Source organism: Halobacillus sp. AWM4_238, from assembly GCF_056158265.1.
Map to the genome: position 1 here is coordinate 395,270 of NZ_JBSWSY010000002.1, position 23,224 is coordinate 418,493.

At 46.2% G+C, this 23,224-nt stretch carries 22 protein-coding genes and 1 other annotated feature (1 of these 23 only partly in view); of the genes, 17 read left to right on the top strand and 5 right to left on the bottom strand.

All coding sequences use genetic code 11. From position 1 onward, the window contains the following. Positions 1-13 (top strand) — a binding site (T-box leader) (it extends 213 nt beyond the left edge of the window). Between the two features lie 44 nt (positions 14-57). The 4 genes from tyrS (at position 58) to ACXACN_RS02110 (ending at position 4,476) form a co-directional block, all read left to right on the top strand. Beyond that, positions 58-1,284 (top strand): tyrosine--tRNA ligase, encoded by a 1,227-nt coding sequence (gene tyrS, locus ACXACN_RS02095; RefSeq protein WP_474961925.1) that lies wholly within the window; start codon positions 58-60, stop codon positions 1,282-1,284. A gap of 29 nt (positions 1,285-1,313) precedes the next feature. Next, positions 1,314-1,934, top strand: a complete 621-nt coding sequence (locus ACXACN_RS02100) for a nucleotidyltransferase domain-containing protein (protein ID WP_474961927.1) — start codon at positions 1,314-1,316, stop codon at positions 1,932-1,934. 165 nt (positions 1,935-2,099) lie between these two features. Then, positions 2,100-3,440, top strand: a complete 1,341-nt coding sequence (locus ACXACN_RS02105; protein WP_474961929.1) for a S8 family serine peptidase — start codon at positions 2,100-2,102, stop codon at positions 3,438-3,440. A 160-nt stretch (positions 3,441-3,600) separates the two neighbouring features. After that, entirely contained in the window at positions 3,601-4,476 is an 876-nt protein-coding gene (locus ACXACN_RS02110; protein ID WP_474961931.1) for an aminoglycoside 6-adenylyltransferase, read from the top strand. Positions 4,477-4,590: 114 nt separating this feature from the next. Here ACXACN_RS02110 and ACXACN_RS02115 read toward each other — a convergent pair whose 3' ends face one another. Both ACXACN_RS02115 and ACXACN_RS02120 read right to left on the bottom strand, forming a co-directional pair. After that, positions 4,591-4,890, bottom strand: a complete 300-nt coding sequence (locus ACXACN_RS02115) for a DMT family transporter (protein ID WP_474961933.1) — start codon at positions 4,888-4,890, stop codon at positions 4,591-4,593. 2 nt (positions 4,891-4,892) lie between these two features. Next, positions 4,893-5,225: a DMT family transporter gene (locus ACXACN_RS02120; RefSeq protein WP_474961935.1), complete on the bottom strand. Its 333-nt coding sequence runs from the start codon at positions 5,223-5,225 to the stop codon at positions 4,893-4,895. Positions 5,226-5,367: 142 nt separating this feature from the next. Between ACXACN_RS02120 and ACXACN_RS02125 the strand changes: the two genes are divergently transcribed. Next, positions 5,368-6,207: a LysR family transcriptional regulator gene (locus tag ACXACN_RS02125; RefSeq protein ID WP_474961937.1), complete on the top strand. Its 840-nt coding sequence runs from the start codon at positions 5,368-5,370 to the stop codon at positions 6,205-6,207. Between the two features lie 38 nt (positions 6,208-6,245). Here the strand turns inward: ACXACN_RS02125 and ACXACN_RS02130 are convergent, their stop codons facing one another. Further along, positions 6,246-6,914 carry an HAD hydrolase-like protein gene (locus tag ACXACN_RS02130; RefSeq protein WP_474961939.1) on the bottom strand — a complete coding sequence of 223 codons (669 nt, stop codon included), beginning with the start codon at positions 6,912-6,914 and terminating at the stop codon, positions 6,246-6,248. A 156-nt stretch (positions 6,915-7,070) separates the two neighbouring features. Here ACXACN_RS02130 and rbsK point away from each other — a divergent pair, with 156 nt between their 5' ends. The 3 genes from rbsK to ACXACN_RS02145 all read left to right on the top strand — a co-directional run bounded on the left by rbsK (position 7,071) and on the right by ACXACN_RS02145 (position 8,976). Beyond that, positions 7,071-7,955: a ribokinase gene (gene rbsK / locus ACXACN_RS02135; RefSeq protein ID WP_474961941.1), complete on the top strand. Its 885-nt coding sequence runs from the start codon at positions 7,071-7,073 to the stop codon at positions 7,953-7,955. Between the two features lie 155 nt (positions 7,956-8,110). Next, the gene (fosB, locus tag ACXACN_RS02140) at positions 8,111-8,533 is read left to right on the top strand and encodes a metallothiol transferase FosB (RefSeq protein WP_474961943.1); all 423 of its coding nucleotides are present in this window, start codon (positions 8,111-8,113) and stop codon (positions 8,531-8,533) included. A 131-nt stretch (positions 8,534-8,664) separates the two neighbouring features. After that, entirely contained in the window at positions 8,665-8,976 is a 312-nt protein-coding gene (locus ACXACN_RS02145) for a hypothetical protein (RefSeq protein ID WP_474961945.1), read from the top strand. A 135-nt stretch (positions 8,977-9,111) separates the two neighbouring features. On the opposite strand, the gene ACXACN_RS02150 is transcribed toward ACXACN_RS02145, so the two are convergent. Both ACXACN_RS02150 and ACXACN_RS02155 read right to left on the bottom strand, forming a co-directional pair. Then, positions 9,112-10,698 (bottom strand): M4 family metallopeptidase, encoded by a 1,587-nt coding sequence (locus tag ACXACN_RS02150; protein ID WP_474961947.1) that lies wholly within the window; start codon positions 10,696-10,698, stop codon positions 9,112-9,114. A 371-nt stretch (positions 10,699-11,069) separates the two neighbouring features. Beyond that, positions 11,070-11,297 (bottom strand): hypothetical protein, encoded by a 228-nt coding sequence (locus ACXACN_RS02155; RefSeq protein ID WP_474961948.1) that lies wholly within the window; start codon positions 11,295-11,297, stop codon positions 11,070-11,072. Between the two features lie 305 nt (positions 11,298-11,602). On the opposite strand from ACXACN_RS02155, the gene ACXACN_RS02160 reads away from it, so the two are divergent. The 9 genes from ACXACN_RS02160 to ACXACN_RS02200 all read left to right on the top strand — a co-directional run bounded on the left by ACXACN_RS02160 (position 11,603) and on the right by ACXACN_RS02200 (position 23,014). After that, a complete protein-coding gene (locus ACXACN_RS02160; RefSeq protein WP_474961949.1) occupies positions 11,603-12,235 on the top strand; it encodes a GNAT family N-acetyltransferase in 633 nt (210 codons plus the stop codon). Further along, a complete protein-coding gene (locus ACXACN_RS02165) occupies positions 12,232-13,179 on the top strand; it encodes an alpha/beta hydrolase (RefSeq protein ID WP_474961951.1) in 948 nt (315 codons plus the stop codon). Before ACXACN_RS02160 ends, ACXACN_RS02165 begins: the two co-directional genes overlap by 4 nt. Positions 13,180-13,436: 257 nt before the next feature. After that, positions 13,437-14,819, top strand: coding sequence for a diaminobutyrate--2-oxoglutarate transaminase (locus ACXACN_RS02170; RefSeq protein WP_474961953.1), 1,383 nt, complete (start codon positions 13,437-13,439; stop codon positions 14,817-14,819). A 4-nt stretch (positions 14,820-14,823) separates the two neighbouring features. Further along, positions 14,824-16,323 carry a pyridoxal phosphate-dependent decarboxylase family protein gene (locus tag ACXACN_RS02175; protein WP_474961955.1) on the top strand — a complete coding sequence of 500 codons (1,500 nt, stop codon included), beginning with the start codon at positions 14,824-14,826 and terminating at the stop codon, positions 16,321-16,323. Continuing rightward, the gene (locus ACXACN_RS02180) at positions 16,320-18,071 is read left to right on the top strand and encodes an IucA/IucC family protein (protein ID WP_474961957.1); all 1,752 of its coding nucleotides are present in this window, start codon (positions 16,320-16,322) and stop codon (positions 18,069-18,071) included. Before ACXACN_RS02175 ends, ACXACN_RS02180 begins: the two co-directional genes overlap by 4 nt. Further along, positions 18,061-18,642, top strand: coding sequence for a GNAT family N-acetyltransferase (locus ACXACN_RS02185; protein ID WP_474961959.1), 582 nt, complete (start codon positions 18,061-18,063; stop codon positions 18,640-18,642). The genes ACXACN_RS02180 and ACXACN_RS02185 overlap by 11 nt, the downstream gene beginning before the upstream one ends. Further along, positions 18,617-19,954, top strand: a complete 1,338-nt coding sequence (locus tag ACXACN_RS02190; RefSeq protein ID WP_474961960.1) for a lysine N(6)-hydroxylase/L-ornithine N(5)-oxygenase family protein — start codon at positions 18,617-18,619, stop codon at positions 19,952-19,954. Before ACXACN_RS02185 ends, ACXACN_RS02190 begins: the two co-directional genes overlap by 26 nt. A 16-nt stretch (positions 19,955-19,970) precedes the next feature. Continuing rightward, positions 19,971-21,779, top strand: a complete 1,809-nt coding sequence (locus ACXACN_RS02195) for an IucA/IucC family protein (RefSeq protein WP_474961962.1) — start codon at positions 19,971-19,973, stop codon at positions 21,777-21,779. Positions 21,780-21,802: 23 nt separating this feature from the next. Then, positions 21,803-23,014, top strand: coding sequence for an aspartate kinase (locus ACXACN_RS02200; RefSeq protein ID WP_474961964.1), 1,212 nt, complete (start codon positions 21,803-21,805; stop codon positions 23,012-23,014). The last annotated feature ends 210 nt before the right edge of the window (positions 23,015-23,224 follow it).

Below are 23,224 nucleotides of genomic sequence, written 5' to 3' on the forward strand. Positions count from 1 at the left end.
ACACGTCCCATGAAGGGGCGTGTCTTTTTTGTATTCTAAAAATGGGAGGTCTATAAGATGAACGATGCACAAAAAAGAGAACTGGAAAAGCAGTGGGAGGTTCTATCTTATGGTGTCTCCTCCATCATTCCAGAAATAGAGTTCAAAGATAAAATTGCCCAGTCGATTAAAAATGATCAGCCTTTAAAGGTGAAATTGGGGCTCGATCCAACGGCGCCAGATGTCCATCTTGGTCATACGGTTGTGTTGAATAAGTTAAAACAGTTCCAGGAATTCGGACACACGATTCAGCTGATCATCGGTGATTTTACCGGGAAGATCGGGGATCCGACAGGGAAGGCGACCGCGAGAACCGCTTTGACAGATGAAGAAGTGGAGCGGAACGCGAAGACCTACTTTGAGCAGTTTGGCAAAGTGATCGACATGGAGAAAGTAGAGCTGCATTACAACTCAAAGTGGCTTTCAAAGCTGGAGTTTTCGGAAGTATTGAAACTCGCGAGTACCGTGACGGTTGCGAGAATGCTGGAGCGCAATGACTTTCATAACCGGTACAAAGCGAATAAGCCGATCCACCTTCATGAGTTTTTCTACCCGGTCATGCAAGGCTACGATTCGTACGCTTTGGATACAGACATTGAACTCGGGGGGACCGATCAGGAATTCAATGTGTTGTTCGGCCGAAAGATTCAGGAGCACTACGGCAAGGAAAAGCAAGTCGTTTTGCTCATGCCGCTGATAGAAGGGCTTGATGGTGTGGAAAAGATGTCGAAGTCAAAAAGCAATTACATTGGCGTGGACGAACGGCCGCAGGACATTTTTGGGAAAACAATGTCCATTCCTGATGCGTTGATACCAAAGTACTTTGAACTCGTGTCCCCTTTGTCCATTGGAGAAGTGGAAAAAATAAAACGGGGACTTGAAGAAGGCGCGCTTCATCCGCGGGATGCCAAAATGGACCTCGCCGCTTTACTCGTTGACATGCTTCATGGTAAAGATGCGGCACGCGAAAGCCGAGAGCATTTCACTACTGTTTTTCAGAAAAAAGCGATTCCTGATGAGATACCCGAAGTGATGTGGGAAGGGGAAGATGACGTACGCGTCGTCGATCTCGTTAAGGATCTCGGCCTGCTGCCTTCCAAGGGCGAAGTGAGAAGGATGATCAACAATGGAGGCGTACGGATCAATCAGGGAAAACTTACGGATCCCAACCAGATGGTCAAAGTGACGGATGGCATGGTGGTTCAAGTTGGAAAAAGAACGTTTGTACGATTGAGAATTTCATAATGAATAGAGAGAAAAAGGGGAAATGAACGATGGATCGTGAGTTGTTTTTAGAGAAAGTAACGAAACATATGAGGGAAACGTATCAATGTCACACCGTATTTTTGTACGGTTCCTACCAATCCCGTGATTTCACGGATGAGAGTGATGTCGATCTGATCGGTTTTTCGGATGTGATGGAAACACAGAACAAAGTGGAAACGTTCAGTGGCAAGCTTCTGGATGTGTGGGTTCATAAAACGGATGATATGAGGGATCCGTCCCATTTCTTGAAAGTTCACCGTGCGGATGTGCTGGTAGATGATCAAGACCGGGCGCAGCCGTGGATGACTGAAATTGATTCCATCTTCCAAGAAGGACCTTCGTTATTGAAGCCGAAAGAGAAGCAGTTTTTGAAAGATTGGCTGACAAAAATGAAAATCAGGTCGAGAAAAACAGATATGGAAGGACGCTACCGCTTCCATTGGCTCGTGAAAGAAAGTCTAGAAATTTATTTCGAAATGATCGGACGCTGGTACCTAGGTCCGAAAAAGTCACTGAGCTGGCTGAAAGACCACGATGTCGAAGCGTACCGGATCTACGACAAGCTGCTCGAAGGTCCAGGAGACCGGAGGCGATTGGATGCCTGGATTGATCACTTGCAGAAATTGTGAAAAAGAGTGTCATCCACAACGATAGGTCCATTATTTTCCTGTTGGGAAAGGTGGGGAGAAAAACCCCCACTAACACCCCACTAATTAACTGAATATTCCCAATGCAAAAAGCGAATGATGACCGATATACTTGAATAGAGACGAATGATTGAAGGAGGGAACGCGATGCGATACTTCTTAAGTGTAATCGTTGTATTGTTCGTAATGGTGACATCAGGGTCTGTTTCAGCCCAGGAAAATGGAGTGAAGGTGGATGACCTGCTCAGAAATACGTTGAGTAAGGTCAAAGACACGGTATTATTAGAAGCGGTCGTGACTTATGAAGAAGAGCCGGACGCTCAAGAATTGGAATTGTTGAATAATCTCGGACTGACGACAAAGGAATATAGTGAGCTGCCTATTGTCGGCGTAAGAGGGACGGCGCTTCAATTGGAGAATCTTTTGAGTAGTCCGACAGAAGCTCTCTCGATCTATGAAAATAAGAATCTGGAATACAAAATGAAGGATAGCCGCAAACTGATCGGTGCAGAATCGGTTTGGAAAGATCTTGGTTACACAGGTAAAGGGACGACGGTTGCAGTCATCGACAGTGGGATTGACGCAACTCACCCGGACCTGCCATATGGATCAAAAGTGATTCAGAACGTAAAGATGCTTGTAGGTGGGGGTCTTTTCGGTGATGAAGGTCTGTACTTGGAAAACGTATTGAATACAGACACTTCTTCTGGACACGGGACTCATGTAGCCGGAACGATTGCCGGACTTGGTGAAGCGAGTGACGGATTGTACACGGGTGTAGCTCCGGACGCTAAACTTGTCGGCATCGGTACAGGAGAAGGCATCAATATCCTTTGGGCTTTGGAAGGATTGAACTACGTCATTGAACATCAGGAAGAATACGGCATTGATGTGATCAGCAATAGCTGGGGAACGACCGGCGAATATTCAGCAGATGATCCAATTAACGTCGCGACAAAAGTGGCTCACGACAACGGGATGATCGTGACGTTTGCTGCAGGGAATGAAGGACCGGACGATAATACGTTGAACCCGTACTCTGCCGCCCCATGGGTCATTGCAGTAGCTGCGGGCACAAAAGACTATCAATTGGCTGATTTTTCATCGAGAGGCGTAGCCGGTGATGATCTTCTTCACCCTGACATAACAGCACCAGGTGTAGATATTGTAGCAACGAAATCTTCTACAGGGTTGATTTTGAATACGCTTGGTTTTACGACAGACATTCAGTACATCGAACCTGAAAATCTATTATTTTACACCACTTCTAGTGGGACAAGTATGGCAACCCCTCATGTATCAGGTGTACTCGCTCTGATGAGAGAAGCTTCACCAGATCTCTCTCCTAGAGAGGCACTTGCAGCATTAGAGGATACGGCGGATGAGATGCCTAGTTATGCTTATCATGAAGTCGGTGCAGGGTATATGGATGCCTATCAAGCGGTAAAAGCTGTTGCACAACCTTCAACGGCTACAATGAATCCTTAATGATCGTTTTATTGAAGCAGGTCCTTTGGGGCCTTCTTCTTTTTTTTATATTTATACTGTCAATAAGGAGTACAAGGGAAAGCATAATCTATGAAACGCTTGTGATAAAATGGAAACGATGGTTGAAAGAGAGTGATCTCAGGTGGGGAGGAGTGAAAAGGTGAGAACCGAAAAAGAAATGATGGACTTGATTTTGTCCGTGGCTGAAAAGGATGAAAGGATCCGGGCTGTATACATGAACGGTTCAAGAACGAACCCTACATTGGAAAAAGACCTTTTCCAGGACTACGACATCGTCTACGTAGTGACGGAAGCGGCTTCCTTTTTGAAAGAGGAGACGTGGGTCGATGTGTTCGGTGAGAGGCTGATGATGCAGGAACCGGACAAAAATGATCAAGGGAATGATGGGTTATTTGCTGATTTATATGGCTATTTGATGCTTTTCACTGACGGCAACCGGATTGATTTACATATTGAAACCATCCCCCATATGCAGGAACACTATGGAGAGGATAAGCTGACGGTTCCTTTATTGGATAAGGATGGCTGTCTCCCTGACATTCCTGACGCGACAGATGAGGATTACCATGTTCAAAAACCGACGGAAGAGGCCTACCTGGCTCGCTGCAATAACTTCTGGTGGTGCCAGCAGAACGTGGCGAAGAGTTTGTGGCGGGATGAAATGCCCTATGCGCAGTTTATGTTGGAATGTATCATCCGCAGGGATTTGGATCAGATGGTGTCCTGGTGGATTGGTACGCAGACAGGTTTTCAAGTGTCAACGGGGAAAGTGGGGAATTATTTTAAAATGCTACTGCCGGAAGATATTTGGACCCTGTATGAAGCAACATATGCGAATGGATGCGCTGAACAGATCTGGGACTCCTTGTTTGTGGCCGGTGATTTGTTCCGTACGCTGTCTTGCCATGTAGCGGATGAATTCTCTTTTACGTATAAAAAGGAAGAGGATGAGAACATGACGGCTTATTTGAAGCAGGTGCGAAAACTACCTTCATCGGCTGATCGGATCTTCTAGCCTGGCTTGAACTTCATTTGTAAGTAGGGCAAGGTCTACGAGTGACCACCTCTGTATTTAAAAACATATCATTGCGAAAAAGGAGAGAGGCTTCCAAATACCTGCGCTCTCTCCTTATTGAAGAATCACTACCCCCAGGATAATAAAGGAGATAAAGACAAATTTCCTTCTGCTCGCTCTTTCTTCGAAGAGGAGGATGCCGAATAAGGTCGTGGCCGCAATTGAGACCCCTGACCAGATGGCATAAGCGATGCCGACTTCGATCGTTTGAACACTGAGTGTAAGAAAATACAAACACGCGCCAATGAAAACAAACGAAGCTATACTCGGAAGCAGTCGCTGAAATCCGGATGATAATTTGACGCAAATGTTCCCGAAGGTTGCGAGAACTAAGGATAAGATTAAATAACCCATGGTTATGCACGCCTTTCTTTTGTTGGTAACGTCAATCCAATCATTCCTGTAATCATGATGGTTAATCCGATCCCTTTTGAAATGGTGACCGATTCATTAAAGAGAAAGACACCTAAAAGGGTAACGAGCAATGTCCCTCCGCCCGACCATAAAGCATTAATCAACCCAATCTCATTTTCTCTTGTAATGATGATATATAAGGTGACAGCCAAGGCATAGCAGCCCATGACCATTAGACTTGCCATGGTGTTCGAAAAGCCATCGGAATATTTCATGAATGTCGCCCCGACGACTTCGAACGACACGGAAACTCCTAATAATAGATACGTTCTCACGTTCAACCTCCTCGTTTTTTCCTTCTGATTTATAGGATAAAGCCTCGTAGAGGAACAAAGGAATGATTGATTTGTCATACCCTCATAACCTCAGGTTATAATGGGAACAGGAACGAAAGGACGAAGGAGAGGGGGAGGCAGATTGCTCCAAAAACTAAACGCCTTCATGGAGGTAGCCAAACAGCGCAGTTTTACGAAAGCAGCGGAAGCCCTTTATATATCACAGCCAGCACTCAGTAAACAGATGAGAAGGTTGGAAGAGGAACTGGGTTTCTCTCTTTTCAACAGGTCGTCGTATGGGGTGGAATTGACGGCGGAAGGAAAAGGGATGTATGAGGAGCTGTCGCCATTATTTGAACGAATCCAGCAAACGGTGACACATTACCAATCCCAAGAAGAGAAAATCCGTTTCGGCTCCACGCCTTTTCTTACTTCTTATTACCTGCCCAACTATTTCGCTGCACTCACTAGAGCAAACCTTCACGTGACCGTCATCAAAGACGATAGTAAAGACTTGCTCCCGTTTCTTGAGGAAGGGAGGATTGACGCTGCCATCATTCAGGACACGCCTTTGTATGAAAGTCTATGTTCCAGCTATCTTTTTACAGACAGATTTGTAGCTGCACTGCCTGTTTCCTCTCCCCTCACAGAAAAAAATGAGGTGACGCTTGAGGAATGCCTGCAGGAAGCGCAGATCATCCCGTCAGAGGGGCCTCTTTCTGAAAAAGTGCGTACCGCTATGCGTGATCACGCCTTCGAGGGTGAAGTTATTGAGACTCAGCACCACTCGATGGCTGGCTTAGTATCGCTTGGTATGGGAATCGCATATCTTCCAGAGATGATGGTGCGGCAAGTGGAATACCGGGGTGTCGTGTTTTTACCGATTCAAAACCATCCCTTCTCCCGGGACATGTACCTCTACACGAGAACGCAGGACCATCTTGAATACTTGAAAGGTTTATTTACAAACATTCAACCCTAAAAAATCAGCTCCTAGGTGGGAAGCTGATTTTTCGTTTCTTATAGGCTTTCTTTTTGTAATTCAGGTAGGACCGTATGTAAGGCAAGGAAATCATCGATGACGCCATCTGCTTGGGCGAGCTCTTCTTCCTGGGCAAAATAGAAGCGGCACCCTACAGAACCCCATCCATTCTTCTTAGCGGCACGAATATCAGATAAGCGGTCGCCGACCACAGTTCCTTGATTGATTTGGTACTTTTCTCGAATGGATGCCACTAAATCGGCTTTATCCAGTGAATCGATCTGCTCGATACTGAATGTTTCCGTCACCCATCGGTCCAGACGATAGTGTTCGACGATGGCCTTCAGGTAATCCATCAAGCCGTTGCTGGCAATGAACAAAGAATGTCCTTGTTCATTCAAAGAGGCGAGAACTTCTTCCACATGAGGGTAAAGGGCCCCATTTCCCTTTCGGATGTTTTGGATGAGCTTCTCTAAAAAGTACCTGTCCGCTTGTTGTCTGGTCGCTTCCGAGTGATGGGGGAGCAGGGTTTTCCATACGGTTGGAAGAGGAACGCCCATAATTTCTTTGTACTTCTGAAGTGGTGTTTCCCCATTCCATGCATCCAATTCTCTCAGATAATCAAACGTTTCTTTCAGTGCGATATCAAGTATCTTTTCTGTTTGGAATAAGGTTCCGTCCATGTCAAAAATGATGGCCTGTGGCATGTATCCACGCTCCTTTTTCATAGTCTTTGAGTTTCATCCTATCACTTTTGGAACTTTTATGTAGGGCGACGGAGGGACGAGACCTGTTAAACTAAAAGCGGATAGATAATAGAATCGATCTACAAACAGAAGCAAACAAGAAAGGAAGGTAGTCTTATGACCAAACCGAAAATTGCTGTAATTGGTAGTTCTTCCATGGATTTAGTTGTTACATCCAAGAAGCGTCCCCAAGCTGGAGAGACCGTACTTGGCGAATCTTTTGAAACGGTCCCAGGCGGAAAAGGTGCGAATCAAGCTGTCGCAGCTGCCAGACTGGGTGCAGAAGTGTACATGGTCGGGTGCGTGGGAGCGGATGATTATGGGAGTGAGATCATCGATAACTTCAAAGCGAACGGCGTCCATACCGACTTTGTACAAGAAATTCCTAACGAGCGAAGCGGAACGGCCCATATCGTTTTGGCGGAAGGAGATAACAGTATCGTCGTTGTTAAAGGAGCGAACGATTTCGTAACCCCGTCGTTTGTAGAGAAAGCCCGCGCTTTAATCAAATCCTGCGATCTTGTTATGATCCAACAGGAAGTGCCGGAGGAAACGGTGGTTGCAACAGCGGAGATGTGTCATACGGTCGGGGTACCGCTTTTGCTGAATCCGGCCCCAGCCAGACCCATTTCTCACACTGTCTTGGATATGGTCTCTTATCTAACACCAAATGAACATGAGGCAGCTGTCCTGTTTAAAGGGGAAAAACTTTCGGAAGTTTTAAAGAAGTATCCGAACAAATTGTTGGTCACAGAAGGGGCGGCGGGTGTCCGCTATTTTGAGGGAAAAGAAGAAAGGCTTGTCCCTTCCTTCCCTGTAAAACCAGTAGATACAACAGGAGCGGGTGATACGTTCAATGCCGCCTTCGGAACAGCGATGGCAGAAGGGAAGAAACTTGAAGATAGCCTTCGATTTGCCAATCGTGCCGCTTCCCTTTCTGTCACGGGATTTGGAGCACAGGGCGGTATGCCAATGAGAGATGTTGTGGAAAGGGAACTTTGATGAAAAATAACGACTGCTGTGGAGACTCATATGAAAGGACGAACGTGTACACCATGAGAGTTCGATCATTCATGAAAGCCTGGAAAGAGGCATCAGAATGTTGAATGAATTTGTCATGTGCAATTGTGGCCATAAAAGAGGAAGGAGGAATGCTCATGAATATTCAAGGCCTTAATCATCTTTTGTTTTCGGTCTCTGACTTAGATAAATCCGTCGCGTTTTATCAGAAAGTTTTTGGTGCCGATTTGTTAGTTAAAGGAAAGACGACGGCCTACTTTGATCTTCAGGGGATGTGGCTTGCATTAAATGAAGAAAAAGATATTCCAAGAAATGAGATTTCAGCATCCTATACGCATACCGCCTTCACGATAAACGAAAGTGACTTTGAAGACGCTTATGAAGAATTGGTCGCCTTGGGGGTGAACATCCTTCCTGGGCGGGAGCGTGACGAGAGAGATCAACGTTCTGTTTATTTCACAGATCCAGATGGCCATAAGTTTGAATTTCATACAGGGACAAGGAAAGATCGAATCGACTATTACAAAGAAGCGAAACCTCATATGACTTTTTATTATTAAATCTTTCACCTGGATCGTTGTACTGGAGATGCTTTGTCATTGTGTACTCCCGTACAAATGATGGGGTGAATGTCTTTAAAAATGAAACATTGCTTCCTTTCCTGCGTAAAGTGGGGGAGGGGGTTTTTTATATGAAACGATTGTTCTGGCAGACTGTTGGATCTGCACTAGTCATTGCTTTAGTCGTAGGGGTCGCTAGTCTTCTTGTGCCTTTTTCTTATTTTGAATGGAGTTTCTTTATTGGTGTTGGTTTATCCGTTATCCTTTTCATCTTTAATAGCACGGGAGGAGTTTTTTCAAAAGGAGTTAATTTTGCCGCCGCTTTATCCAGCTATCAACGGCAGGAAGAAGAAAAACTGAAAACCAATCTAGGCGGCGTTTTTTTCGGGGCTGTTGTTTATACGCTCGTAAGTTTCATCCTCATGATTGTCGCTTATGCTTAACCGATCTGTATTTCTTACTCTATGAAACTTCCCGGCATCTCACCATTCGAAAAGGATCCGTTATCTTCTTAACAAGGAAAAAGAAGCGTCTAAGGTTTCCCTTAGACGCTTGGCTGTGAGTACTCTCTTCTTTTTTTAATAGACTCCTACATTATCCCACGCTTGAGATACGGCGTTCGCAGCGGACGTCCCATAAAGGTCCTGTGCGGATTGTTCCAATGCTTGTCTAGCATTCGTAAAGTTGCTGTTTGGTGTCAAATAAACCGTCAACGCACGATAGTAAATCTGCTCAGATTGTGAGATGCCTAAGCTGTTGATGATATAATAAGCGGCTTTGTTCGGGATGCCACTGTTGATGTGCACCCCGCCCCAGTCGCCAGCTTCTGTATTCGGCAGGTTCTGGTATTCGTTCATATGATCAGGTTGATTGTATGCGTTCGGGTTGGACAGAGACCGCAGGGCATCTCCTGGTTGAGCTGGTGTGTACACATCTTCACCCATCAGCCAATCCTCTGAATCTACGAAATATCCAAAGACGTCAGAGAAGGACTCGTTCAACGCACCGGACTGGTTTTCATAAACAAGCTCTGCCGTTGTATCTGTCACGGCATGGGTCAATTCGTGAGCCACGATATCATCGGCTCCTGACAAGTAAGTGAACGTGGAACCATCGCCGTCCCCATAAATCATCTGATTTCCTGTCCAAGCCGCATTGTTGTAGTTGTTGCCGTAGTGAACGGTCGACCGAACATCAGCACCCTGGTTGTCATAGCTCACACGGCCAAACTTGTCGTAGTAGTAATCAAAAACCTCTCCAGCATAATAGTGAGCATCAACGGCTGCCTTTTGGCGTTCGCTGTAGAAAGTATTCCCGGAGTCTGTGACATAATAGCCTGGCAGGCTGCTGAACTGGCCGCCATAGTTATCGAAAGTTTCAATGACCCCGTTCATCGGTTTCGTCGTATCAAATAGATAGTAGGTATTGTTATAGAAATAGGTGTTGAGAGATTTCGTATCCCCTGACACGCCCGTTCCTGTACCTGTCGCTTCATGAACTTGGTTCATAGATTTTAAGACTTCTCCATTTTCAGCGTTGATATAAATCTGCCAATTGGCAGGGTAGGGTTTGGAAAACTGGAGTTCTACGTGATAAGCGAGTGTATACGTATCGTCTTCATAGAGAACGACGAGATTTGAATGCTCTGTCAAGGTTTGAAAGTCTTCTCCTTTCAAACTCTTTTGGATATGATCCGCTTCGGCACGGTCAACGTCAATTTCATTCCATGCTAGATTCAAAGCATCTTTCTTTTTGATCTCTTTGGTTTGTTTAATTTTCTTTGGTGCGTCTTCATGGAATTCCCCATTCACGGCCGTGACTTTGCCATCTTTGTCTGTATGTACGACAACCTTGGCATTCGCTACAGGAACCTGACCAATCACTCGTTGATATGTATAGTGTTTCATACCAAGGTCATCTGTTTCTGTTTTCAATAGTTTCAAATCGCTGTTTGGTTTCAGTTGGAAGAGTTTCTCGTTTTCCTTGAAGAACTCTTTGACTGCCTTTTCGGACTTGACCTTTTTTCCTTGTACATGCTCTTTCTTAAAAACAGGATTTTCCACTTTCTCCAAACCGTTATTGCCGACTTCTGCATGAGCGATGGTTCCGCCAGTCACCATGCTCGTACCTAAAACAAATGTAGCCATTGCGTGCTTCCACTTCATCGAACCCCTCCTGTATTTTCACTGCAAATTCAATGTAACACAATATTCTGAATTCGTGTTTGGGATATACAGGGGTGAAATGGAAGCTTAAACGAACAGAAAAACAGGGAACTTGGGAATTGTTTGGATTTGGTTGAAATTGACTGCAGAAGCGTGTATGGAAGAAGATTTCAGGGAGCCTTTTGTGATCGTTGTCATACGATGTCTTTTGTGACTGCTGTTGATAGATCCAACCTATGGGAGGTTCCAGACATTTACTAGAAAACAAGCAAAGATCAATCAAGAAAAGAGGGATAGGGAATTCCTGAGCCATTCATTCTTTTTATCATTCTTCAACGATCCTCTTATTTAAAACTTCTACTTCCTAGTATTCAACAGAACCTGATGAGGACAACCAATTGGGAGGGTCTGTTTATATGTTCTCTGTATCGATAATAGGAGAGGGCGATGCCTCTTTGGGCTGCAATGGTTTCCAGTAAGTCTACTTCATTAAACATGACATCGGATAGAGTACCATTAAAAATTTCCGTTAGAAACTTGTAGTACATGCCTACAAGTTTTTCATCATTTAAACGGTCGTAAATGGTTTTGATTTTCATCATTTGCCTCCTTACCAACAAGTGTCCATGTAGCCCGGTTAAGTTCCATTCTACTCTGCACTTCTTTATTCGTTAAGAGAATGGCAGATAATTTACAATCTTTTAACTCTATTAATAAATCATTCATCATTTCAAAGGACCATGTCCTTGCTGGTGGTAAACAGAGAACATGAAAAAAGCTTTAATATCAAGAGAAAACAAGGTGTAGGTCAAAAGATCCGTTGACCTTTGTCCGATTTTTTTCCTATAATCGTTAACAGATGATAATGAAAATCGTTATCATTGGTCAATGAGGAGGAGATCAAATGGAGGATAGACAAGGATTTACAAAACTAAAGATAAAGGATCAATCGAAGGAAACGCACGTTTCTTTTCGCCCATTGCAAGAATCAGATGTTGAATTGCTTCACGATTGGATGCACCAGAAGCATATTTCACCATTTTGGAAATTGAATGTACCTAAGGATGAACTGGGCGCATGGGTAAGGAAATCCATCGAAGCGGATCATAAGGATGGGTACATCGGTACATACAACGGCGAGCCTGTTTGTTATTTGATCGCGTATAAAATAAAAGAAGATCACATCAAAGATTTTTATGATTATCAAGATGGTGATTTAGGCATGCATCTGCTGATCGGTCCTCGTCCTTTGTTGAATAAGGAAGATGGTCTGTTCATCGTACGTGCGATGGTCCGGTTCTTATATGATCGTTACCAAGCCCAGAGAATCATCGGGGAACCCGACCGTCGGAACCGGATTGTGCTTCCGATTTTGAGAGAAGTCGGCGGAGAAAATCTTGGTCGCATGAACCTTCATGGTAAACAAGCGTCGTTAATTGTTGGAGCGAAAGAAGCCTTCGAAAAATCTCTACGTGACAAGAACGTTGAAATCGAGACGTTGACAAGAATGACTACCAAAAGTGAGGGGTTGGTATGAAAGTAGATGCACAAGTCCTCCACTTACTCCAAACCATCGGAGAACGGATGGTCGAACTTGAACATCCGCCCTTGAACCAATTAACCCCTGCGCAGTCAAGATCCTACTACGAAGTGGCCAGGGAATATTTTAAAGATCTGCCTGTGGAGGGTGTGTCTGTGGAAGAGGCTTCTTTCCAGGGGCGAGAGGGGAATGAGGTCCCGATTAAAATCTACACACCAGAAAAGAATGGGCCATTTCCTGTGCTCGTCTATTTTCACGGGGGCGGCTGGGTTTTTGGGGATGTGGAGAGTTCAGACAATATCTGTCGTTATTTTTCCTGTCACGCACAAGCCGTTGTCGTGTCTGTCGATTACCGTTTAGCGCCTGAGCATAAATATCCAGCGGCTTTTCATGATGCTGTCGATGCAGTGAAATGGACCTTCAAAGAAGCTGCCAAATGGAACGTGGATCTCAAGCGGCTTGCTGTAGGAGGAGAAAGCTCAGGAGGGAACCTTGCTGCTGCATTAGGGATTTATTTCATGGATGATGAGGAGATCGAGATTTTCCATCAATTCCTGGTTACCCCTGTGTTGGATTATCATTTCGACACAGCCTCGTACCGAGCGAATTATACATACAACCTGACCAACGAAAAAATGAAATGGTTCTTTCAGCATTATTTGAGGGAGGAAGAAGACGGGAAGCGTGTGTTTGTTTCGCCGCTTCGGCTCCAAAACATGGACAAACTCCCTCCGACATTGATGGTGACCGCTGAGTACGATCCCCTCCGGGAAGAAGCTTTCTCATATGTGAAAAGACTTCAAGCATCAGGAGTGTCTGTAGAACATCTCCATTATGAAGATCTGGTCCACAGTTTTATCAATATGGCCGGTGTCGTCGACCGTTCCGCGGAAGCTTTGGAAAATATAACGTTGTCTTTGAAAGAGATCTTTTATAGCTGATTTGTTCCACCTTCTCGAATGAAGGTGGACTTTTTTTATCCAAAATCACGCAGGGGAAGAAAATACTAGAAAAGAAAGCGGTGTAGTCCAATGCGCCTGGTCTTGATCCGTGACGAATGCCTTAATTATTAGAAAAATAAAACACTTATTTATGGATGAAAAACCGCTTCATACCAATAGGTAAAGCTGTCATTGAGAATGATAATAGTTTTCAATTAGTATTGACATTGATAATCATTATCAAATAGTATAGCGATATGAAAACGAACAACACAAAGGAGTGGAAATACATGAGTGTAGAAATCAAAAAATCCAATCAGGAATTATTACATAAACAAAATCAACGGGAGTCGAATGCAAGGTCCTATCCGCGCCGTTTCCCTTTGGCCATCCAGGAGGCGGAAGGAATTTACGTAACGGATGTTGAGGGGAAACGGTACATCGACTGCCTGGCTGGTGCGGGTACTTTGGCACTGGGCCACAATCATCCCGTCGTCATCCAGGCGATGGAGAAAGTTCTTCACGATAAACTGCCTTTACATACGCTTGATTTGACAACCGAAGTCAAAGAGCAATTTGTGGATGAGCTCTTTTCGAGTCTTCCGGAAGGGTTCAGAGATCGTGCGAAGGTTCAATTTTGCGGACCGACCGGAGGTGATGCAATTGAAGCTGCGTTAAAGCTTGCGAAAACGGCGACAGGCAGACAGAGCATCCTCACTTTCCAGGGAGGCTATCACGGAGCGACGCACGGGACGATGGCGATCAGCGGCAACCTAGGACCGAAAAAACGTGTCCAGGGATTGATTCCGGATACGCACTTTCTCCCTTATCCTTACGATTACCGCTGTCCTTTCGGGAAGGGTGGAAAAGAAGGGGCGGAACTGAGTGCCGCCTACATCGAGCAATTGCTGGATGACCCAGAAAGCGGCATTCTTCCTCCAGCGGCAATGATTTTTGAAACCGTCCAGGGTGAAGGAGGATCAATTCCTGCTCCGATTGAATGGCTGAAGGAAATGCGAAGGATCACTAAGGAGCGTGGCATTCCATTGATCATTGATGAGGTGCAGACGGGAATCGGTCGAACAGGAGAACTCTTCTCCTTCCAACATGCCGGCATCGTCCCGGATGCCTTCGTCCTTTCAAAAGCGATTGGTGGAAGCCTGCCCCTCTCGGTTGTCGTTTACGACCGCGAGCTGGATGCATGGGAACCTGGAGCTCACATTGGAACGTTCCGCGGCAATCAAATGGCGATGGCAGCCGGCCGGGCAACACTTCGTTACGTTAAAGAGCAGCGTCTTTCCGAGCATGCGAAGGAGATGGGATCGAAACTGACTGATGCGTTGGAAGATATTCAAAAAGACTATCCACAGCTCGGTGATGTCCGGGGCCGAGGGCTGATGATTGGTGTAGAAATTGTCGATCCAAATGGAAAATTGGGCCGAGGCGGAAGTTTGCCTGCTGACCCTGACTTGACCAACCGCATTCAAAAAGCTTGCTTCGACCGTGGGCTGATCCTTGAATGTGGCGGTCGTCACGGAGCAGTTGTCCGGTTCCTGCCTCCGCTGATCATCACAGAAGATGAGATCGAAACAGTCGTGTCCATTTTCCATGAAGCCGTTGCCACGGCCGTAGCGGAGTAACGCGATGGTGACAACCAAGAATGAAACAGGAATTTTTGATTCGTTTTTTCTTCAACAAGGAGAAGAAGGAGCAGGACATTTTCAGCATCAAGTGGAGCTTGTAGCTGAAACACTTGCTGGTGTGTATAAAGACTTGGAACACCCCTATGGAGGAAAGACAGTGCAGGAGATCAAGCAGCAGCTCCGTCCGGTCATGGACGTCCCGGAAGAGGCTCAGTCGCTGCACGAAGTGCTCGGGGAAATCGAGGGCCCGATCATCAAAGACAGCCTTCATATTTCCCACGAGAGGAGCATGGCTCATCTGCACTGCCCTCCTGTACTGCCGGGGGTGCTTGCAGAACTTGTCATCGCTTCGTTGAACCAGTCGATGGATTCCTGGGATCAAAGCCCTGCGGCTACTTATGTGGAAGAAGCGTTGACCCGGTACTTGTCCGGAATGATCGGATACTCCGATCAGGGAGATGGGGTGTTCACAAGTGGAGGGACACAGTCCAACTATATGGGCATGCTGCTCGCCCGTGACTCGTTTTGTTTGTCGAAATGGAACCATGTGGTCCAACAAGACGGGCTGCCGTCACCGTTTCAAAAGATGAGGGTGGTTTGTTCAGAAGAAGCTCACTTTTCGGTGAAAAAATCTCTTGTGCAGCTCGGTCTTGGTGAACAGGCGGTCGTTTCTGTTCCCGTCAACAACGATCACCGGATGGATCCGGAGAAAGTCAAACAGACGATTGAAAAGTTAGAGCAAGAAGGGTTGTTTCCTTATGCGGTCGTTACGACTTCCGGCACAACGGACTTCGGAAGTATCGATCCCCTGGAAGAGCTTGCCGATGTTTGTGAAGAGAGAGGGGTATGGCTGCATGTGGATGCTGCTTATGGGGCAGGGCTTCTGCTCAGTGAGACACATGGGGAGAAGCTTGCCGGAATCAGCCGTGCGGATTCTGTCACCCTGGATTTCCACAAATGGCTGTTTCAGCCGATCAGCTGCGGGATGTTTTTGGTGAAAGACAAAAAGCACCTGCCTCTATTATCGCTTCATGCCGATTACTTGAACCCGGTTGAGGATGAGGAGGAAGGGATTTTGAATCTTGTCAATAAAAGCATCCAGACGACGCGCCGATTCGATGCTTTGAAAGTTCTCCTCACCTTGAAAGTCCTTGGCACCAAGTTGTTAGGAAGGATGGTGGACAGGACGATGGAGGTCGCTCGCTTTGCTGCAGGCGAACTTTCCAAACGCCCTGCTTTCCATGTCGAGAATCCGACTCCTGAATTATCAACGGTCGTCTTTCAATTCCGGGCGGAGGGTGACAGAAGTGATGTGAACCGAAAAATTCAGCAAAAACTTTTTCACGAAGGGACAGCCGTCCTTGCAAAAACATCGGTCCGCGGAGAGACGTATTTGAAGTTTACGATTTTGAATCCGCGGACCACGGAGGAAGATGTCAGCTTCGTAATCCATCAAATAGAAGAAACAGCGAAACAGATCTTAGGGGGGACACCTCATTGAAAAAAGCAAAAGAAATCGCGGAAATGGCAACGATGCAAAGCTTTCTCAATTGTTATATAAGAGAAACCGGAAATTACGAACGGGTAAATCGAGAGGGGAGCAGCCATAAGTTACGCATCCCTTTGACTAGACAGAATTTAATCATTCATGCCCCTGTGAACTACTGGTCTTTAACAGGAAGGCACGTGTTTGAATTTCCGATGACCTATCAGGCACAAGGCGCCGGAGAAACCCATACCCTTGACTATGTCACGATGGCGACCCTGCTCGTAAAAGAATGGTTGATTGGAAACGGACAGGAGTTTTCAGAAGATGAACTTGTCCTGCGTGTGCTGCTTAGCTGTAAGAGTATGAAAGAATATGTAGCTGCACGATTTGAAGATCGTCACAAGCTTTCAGAAGCTGATTTCACATTTATCGAAGCGGAACAATCGCTGCTGTTCGGACATTTGCTTCATCCGACACCGAAAAGCAAACAAGGACTGACCGATCGGGAGGACAGAGCCTATTCTCCTGAATATGGCGGCAAGTTCCAACTCCATTATTTCAGTGTAACTCCTGAGCTTGTTGAAGAAGATTCGAGCCTGAATCGTCCTGCGTCGCTCTCGATCTTTGAAGACATCCAAAACATGGACGGAGCGGAAGCACTCATAAGCGAATGGAACAAAGGACGGCGGTTGATTCCGATGCACCCGTTACAAGTTCCTATTCTGTTAAAAGATCCGGAAGTACGGACACACCTCGCTTCTGGGGATGTCACTGATCTTGGCCCGGCAGGCGGGTTGTTCACGGCGACTTCTTCTTTTAGAACCTTGTATAGTGAATCTTCCCGGTTCATGTACAAATTCTCTGTTCCAGTAAAAATCACGAACTCTTTGAGGGCGAATCTGCCGAAAGAGCTGGCCAGAGGTGTGGAAGTGTCACGTTTGCTTGATACAGAGCTTGGGAAACAATTGAGTCAGCATCACCCGGATTTCCACATCATGAAAGACCCTGCGTCGATCAACCTTTCTTTAATGAAAGAAACGTCAGGATTTGAAGTTTCATTACGGGAGAATCCTTTTTATGAGGATGACCAGCAGGTGAGTCTCATCGCAGGTCTCGTCCAGGATCATGCGTATGGAGGTCAAAATAGACTTTCAAGCATCATCCAGGGCCTTGCAGAAAGGGAAGGGAGGACAGTAGAAGAGGTCAGTCTCGATTGGTTCGACAAGTATATGTCCATCAGCCTGGATCCTGTCCTTTGGCTGCATCACACGTACGGAATTGCTCTTGAAGCGCATCAGCAGAATTCTGTCGTCCGCTTGGATCAAGGCTACCCGTCTCAGTTTTACTATAGAGATAACCAGGGCTATTACTTCAGCCGGAGTAAAGCGGCCCATCTCAAAGAACTGCTTCCTTCGTTGAACAGCAAGAGCGATACCATCTGTGAGGATGATGTAGCCGACGAACGTCTCCGTTATTACTTCTTTTTCAATCATTTATATGGATTGATCAACGGGTTTGGGGTGAGTGGATTGATTCAGGAAGAGAAATTGATCGGCCTTCTCCGCACACGTCTCATGAGTCATCCAGCTTCCTCGTTGATTCAAAGTTTATTAGAGGAAAGCAAGCTGCCTTGTAAAGCCAATTTGCTGACCCGTTTGTATGATATGGATGAACTGGTCGGTCCGATGGAAGCGCAGTCGGTTTATACCGCCGTTGATAATCCACTCGCTGTAAAGGTGGGAGTGACCAATGAGCGTTGATTTTGAAGTGTATGATGAAACGATCCAACGAACACTTTCGTTTCGCAAAGCCAGGATCGAAGATGTGGAGTTGGTTCATAAGTGGATGAATGAAGCACATGTGCACCCTTTTTGGCAGCTGAATCTTCCATTCGAACGCTTTGAAAAACATTTTCAAAAGGCGCTCATGGATACCCATCAAACCCTTTACCTCGGCATGATCGACGGGGGCGTGATGAGCTATTGGGAAGCCTACTGGGTCAAAGGGGATGTCATGGAAGATGCGTACCCATCCAAACCTTACGACCAGGGCATTCATCTGTTGATTGGGGAAAAGGAGTTTCTCGGTTCAGGCTTTGCTCTGCCACTTTTGAGAGCGATGGTTCGTTTTCAGCTGGAGCATGAAGCGACCACGAAAGTCGTGGCGGAACCGGACATACGGAATGCCAAGATGATCCATATTTTCGAAAAATGCGGGTTCACTCCGATTGCTCCCATTCAGCTGCCGGATAAAAAAGCCCAGCTCATGTATTGCGAACGAAAAGAATTTGAATCGAGGTGGAACGATGAATACAGAAAAGCAGATATTTGATGTGATCGGCATTGGGCTCGGACCGTTCAATTTAGGAATGGCCGCCCTCCTGGATTCTGTGGATGAGGTGTCAGCCCTATTCTTAGAAAAAGAAGAGGAGTTCGAGTGGCACCCCAACCTCTTGATGGAAGGAACGACGCTTCAGGTTCCATTTTTCGCAGATCTTGTGAGTATGGCTGATGTGACCAATAAGCACAGCTTCTTGAATTACCTGCAGGAACATAACCGTCTGTATCACTTTTATTTTTTAGAGAAGTTTCATATTCCGAGGAAGGAATACAATCATTATTGCCGCTGGGTCTGTGACCGGTTGGACAGCCTGCGTTTTGGTCAGGAAGTCATCCGTGTAACGACCGTGGATCTTGGTGAGAAAACAGGCTATCACGTCCAAGTTTACGATTCCACCACAGGCGCGGAGCACACATACACCGCTGAAAACATCGTCATGGGCATTGGAACAGAACCCCGGGTACCGGATACTCTTCAAGATGCGCTTGGAGAAACGGTTTTTCATACATCGGACTATTTAGCGAGAAAAACCACCTGCGATTTATCCAAAAACGTGGCCGTCATCGGTTCTGGGCAGAGCGCGGCGGAAGTGTTCCTTGATGTAGCCAAACACCAGGAGGAAACTGGAGGATCGCTTCAGTGGTACACAAGGTCGCAAGGGTTCTTTCCGATGGAGTATTCCAAGCTAGGGCTTGAATATTTTTCACCGGATTATATCGATTTCTTTTATGAGCTGCCTCAATGGAAGAAAGACCAGCTGTTACATAAGCAGGACCTTCTGTACAAAGGAATCAGTGCAGATACGATTGCTGCCATTTATGATCATCTTTATGAGCGGACGGTTGGTGGTACGGATCCTTCGATCCATCTGCAGGCGATGACGGAAGTGACAGCCATCGAGGAGAAAGGGACCCGTTTGAGCCTGAGGGGATACCAAAAGGTTACCGAAGAGCCGATGGAGATGGAAGCAGATGTGATCATTTTAGGGACAGGGTATCAACCTCGTGTGCCTGCCTTTTTCTCAAGAATCAAGGACAGCATCATTTGGGATGATCACGGAAGGCTTTCTGTGAACAAAGGCTATGATTTGGCGACCGATTTAAACACGGAGGGGCATATTTTCATTCAAAATGGTGAACTTCACACCCACGGCGTGGGAGCACCTGACCTTGGACTTGGTGCCCACCGCAATGCCGTGATCATCAACCGGCTGGCAGGGAAAGAGGTCTTTCCAATCCAGGATAAGCATGTCTTTCAAACGTTCGGAACGAAAAAGGCTTTGGCCACGAACTATTCATCATAAGAAAGAGGGGATCCACGTGTTATTTCAAGATATTCATGAACCATTGAACGCAGAGAATTGGAAAGCAGTCAATCAACAATTGATGGCGAAAATGTTTGCCGAATATATGTACGAAGATATGATTCAGCCAAACGTACTGCGAGAAGATGGAAAAACAAGAGCGTTTGAACTGCCGGTTTCTAACGAAAAATCCTACCGGTTTGTAGCGGAAAAGCGTTTGTTCGACAGTTTTGATGTTTCTTCGGATGAGATCCGAAAAAAAGAGCAGGGGGTCGAAAAGGATGCAGACGATGCGATTGAACTGCTGATCGATTTGCAGGAAATCATCGGCATGTCTGCAGAGACGCTCGGTCATTTGATCAAAGAAATGAACGCCACGTTAATTGCCGACGTGCATTTGATGGAAAAGACAGCAGGGACATCAGAGGACCTGACGTCTGTCGATTATGCCGAGCTTGAAGGGTATATGCAAGGGCATCCGTGGATCACCTACAACAAGGGAAGGATCGGCTTCGGTTATGATGACTACTTACGATTTGCTCCAGAAAAGCAGCAGGAAGTGAACCTTTCCTGGATCGCGGTGCATAAAAACCGGGCAACCTTCCAGTCTGTACAAGGTCTGAGCTATGAAAAGCTGCTGGAGGAAGAGTTGAGTGAACAGGAAAGAAAGCGTTTCTTCAAAGAGGTGGAAAAACACGGACGTCAGCCCGAAGATTATTACTTTTTCCCTGTCCATGAATGGCAGTGGAAGAATCAGCTGATTCAAAACTTCCCGGAAGAAATCGCGAAAAAGGAGATCATCGCTGTCGGAGACGGGGACGATGTGTACCTTCCTCAACAATCGATTCGTACGTTTGTAAACAGAAGTTCGAAAGAGAAACATCATGTGAAGCTGCCGATGAGTATATTGAACACCCTCGTCTATCGCGGGCTGCCTTCCGAACGGACGGTGATTGCACCGAAAGTGACCGAATGGATCAAAGGCCTCTATGAACAAGATGAGTTTCTAAAAAAAGAGTGCCGTGTCATTTTGCCTGGGGAAAACGCAAGTATCAACGTCGATCAGAAACATTTTGCTTCTGTCAAAGATGTTCCGTATCAATACCTTGAGATGCTTGGAACGATTTGGCGCGAGAGCATTTATACGTACTTGGAAGAAGGGGAGCAGGCGATTACACTCGCAGCCCTTCACCATGAAGATGAAAAGGGGGCGCCATTTATTGGATCGCTCATCGAAGCTTCATCCCTGAATGCTGAAGAATGGATGAAGAAGTTTTATCAAGTCGTCATGGACCCGCTGCTTCACTACATGTACAAATATGGCACCGTCTTTTCCCCACACGGACAAAATACGATTCTCGTCCTGAAGGATCATGAACCGCATCGTCTCGCCGTCAAGGATTTTGTCGATGACGTAAATGTGACCGATCAGCCGTTTCCTGAGCTCCAGCACGTCACAGAAGAAATGAAAGCGGTGCTCCGCACAGAGCCACCAGAAGGATTGACACAGTTTATCTTCACGGGTTTGTTCATCTGCCATCTTCGTTATTTGAGTCATCTTTTAGAAAAACACGAGCTGTTGTCAGAAGAAACTTTCTGGAACCTGCTTGCGGATTCGATTCACGATTATCAGGACAGATTCCCGGAACTGAAAGAAAGATTTGAGCTGTTCGACTTCTTCAAACCGGAAATGACGAAGCTATGTCTGAACCGTAACCGGATGGTCGATTATGGGTATGGGGATGGAGATGATCGTCCTCATGCATCGGAATTTGGAAAAGTAACGAACGCTCTCGCTCTCTTTAAAGAGCAGCCTGTCACATAACTGAACGAGAAGAGGGATGAAGGATGGCCATTATTGTACAAAAATTCGGTGGAAGTTCTGTGAAATCACCAGAACGTATGAAGAAAGTGGCAGAACGCGCCATCTCAGAAAAGGCAGAAGGGAACCAAGTCGTTGTCGTGGTATCCGCTATGGGCGACCAGACCAACCAGCTGATCGACCTCTACCAAGAAGTTTCCTCCAGCTCCTGTGGGAGAGAAAAAGACTTGTTATTATCTACCGGCGAACAAGTGTCGTGTGCGCTCATGGCCCTCGCTCTTCAAAGCAAAGGCGCGGAGGCGATCGCCATGACCGGACAGCAGGCAGGAATAGAAACCGAATGCGTTTACGGCAATGCAAAAATAGCAGCCGTTCACACGGATAACATAAAGGATGCGCTGGAGAAAGGCAGCATCGTCGTTGTTGCCGGATTTCAAGGATGTGCAGCGAATGGTGACATTTGTACACTTGGACGGGGCGGATCCGATACGACAGCTGCAGCCCTTGCTGCCGCACTGAAAGCCGAACGGTGCGATATTTTCACAGATGTTGATGGCGTGTATAATGCCGATCCCCGTATCATCCGTGGGGCAATAAAGTTTCGGTCGATGGATTATGAATGGGTGCGGACGATGGCCGAGATGGGAGCAGGTGTCATCCACCCTCGCGCCGTGGCTCATGCCCAGCAATACAACGTCCCGCTCGTCGTCCGCTCCAGTTTTTCTAAAGAGGAAGGGACGGTGATTCATCGTCGTTCAGAGGATGGAACCTTTTCATCCATCGCAGGGATGACGGTTCAGAACAACCTTTCCAGCATTCGTTTGAGCATGGATGGAACCAAAGAGGAGTTCTCCCCTCGAATTGATGACTCGGTCTTGGTTGGGCTGGCATATGCACAGGAGCGAAAAGAAAAGCTCGTGGTTATGAAAGAAGAAGATTTGGAGATGAATGTATCTTTGCTGAACGATTCAGACGTGTCACTTGAGATTGAGGAAGCGGATACGATGTCTGGATTGGCCGCTGTGCACGTGGTGTTTGCGAGCAGGGAAGAAAAAAGAAAGCGTCTTTCCTACATGGAATATGGAATACCTACAGGTCTGGAAGAAGCCTTGATCATGGACAGCCATCCGTCTGTATGGAGTTTTTTACTTCCTGAAGAAAAATGTGTGGAAGGCTCCCGTGTCCTTTATGAGTGGATGATCGGAGGTGGAGAACTTGCCATGGCCTACGGGTCATAAGAAAGAGCCTATGGCCGAGTGGTCCATGATGAGACGCTTTAGGCTCTAATACCAAATCCAATGTTTATAAAGACGCAAAAAATTCCTGAGCGATGAGTTCAGGAATTTTTTACTGGGCATCCGTTTTTTCTTCTTTTCACATGCGGATCTAAGAGAGATTCTATATTGGAACCGATCGATGAATGGGTCTACCGTTTAATTTTTTGAGAG

What these genes read in the sequence shown, in the direction of transcription:
- ACXACN_RS02175 (WP_474961955.1), top strand. Translation starts at nt 14,824, where the DNA reads ATGGTGACAACCAAGAATGAAACAGGAATTTTTGATTCGTTTTTTCTT.
- ACXACN_RS02200 (WP_474961964.1), top strand. Translation starts at nt 21,803, where the DNA reads ATGGCCATTATTGTACAAAAATTCGGTGGAAGTTCTGTGAAATCACCA.
- ACXACN_RS02190 (WP_474961960.1), top strand. Translation starts at nt 18,617, where the DNA reads ATGAATACAGAAAAGCAGATATTTGATGTGATCGGCATTGGGCTCGGA.
- ACXACN_RS02145 (WP_474961945.1), top strand. Translation starts at nt 8,665, where the DNA reads ATGAAACGATTGTTCTGGCAGACTGTTGGATCTGCACTAGTCATTGCT.
- ACXACN_RS02155 (WP_474961948.1), bottom strand. Translation starts at nt 11,297, where the DNA reads ATGAAAATCAAAACCATTTACGACCGTTTAAATGATGAAAAACTTGTA.
- ACXACN_RS02170 (WP_474961953.1), top strand. Translation starts at nt 13,437, where the DNA reads ATGAAAACGAACAACACAAAGGAGTGGAAATACATGAGTGTAGAAATC.
- ACXACN_RS02105 (WP_474961929.1), top strand. Translation starts at nt 2,100, where the DNA reads ATGCGATACTTCTTAAGTGTAATCGTTGTATTGTTCGTAATGGTGACA.
- fosB (WP_474961943.1), top strand. Translation starts at nt 8,111, where the DNA reads ATGAATATTCAAGGCCTTAATCATCTTTTGTTTTCGGTCTCTGACTTA.
- ACXACN_RS02150 (WP_474961947.1), bottom strand. Translation starts at nt 10,698, where the DNA reads ATGAAGTGGAAGCACGCAATGGCTACATTTGTTTTAGGTACGAGCATG.
- ACXACN_RS02165 (WP_474961951.1), top strand. Translation starts at nt 12,232, where the DNA reads ATGAAAGTAGATGCACAAGTCCTCCACTTACTCCAAACCATCGGAGAA.
- rbsK (WP_474961941.1), top strand. Translation starts at nt 7,071, where the DNA reads ATGACCAAACCGAAAATTGCTGTAATTGGTAGTTCTTCCATGGATTTA.
- ACXACN_RS02160 (WP_474961949.1), top strand. Translation starts at nt 11,603, where the DNA reads ATGGAGGATAGACAAGGATTTACAAAACTAAAGATAAAGGATCAATCG.
- tyrS (WP_474961925.1), top strand. Translation starts at nt 58, where the DNA reads ATGAACGATGCACAAAAAAGAGAACTGGAAAAGCAGTGGGAGGTTCTA.
- ACXACN_RS02100 (WP_474961927.1), top strand. Translation starts at nt 1,314, where the DNA reads ATGGATCGTGAGTTGTTTTTAGAGAAAGTAACGAAACATATGAGGGAA.
- ACXACN_RS02130 (WP_474961939.1), bottom strand. Translation starts at nt 6,914, where the DNA reads ATGCCACAGGCCATCATTTTTGACATGGACGGAACCTTATTCCAAACA.
- ACXACN_RS02185 (WP_474961959.1), top strand. Translation starts at nt 18,061, where the DNA reads ATGAGCGTTGATTTTGAAGTGTATGATGAAACGATCCAACGAACACTT.
- ACXACN_RS02115 (WP_474961933.1), bottom strand. Translation starts at nt 4,890, where the DNA reads ATGGGTTATTTAATCTTATCCTTAGTTCTCGCAACCTTCGGGAACATT.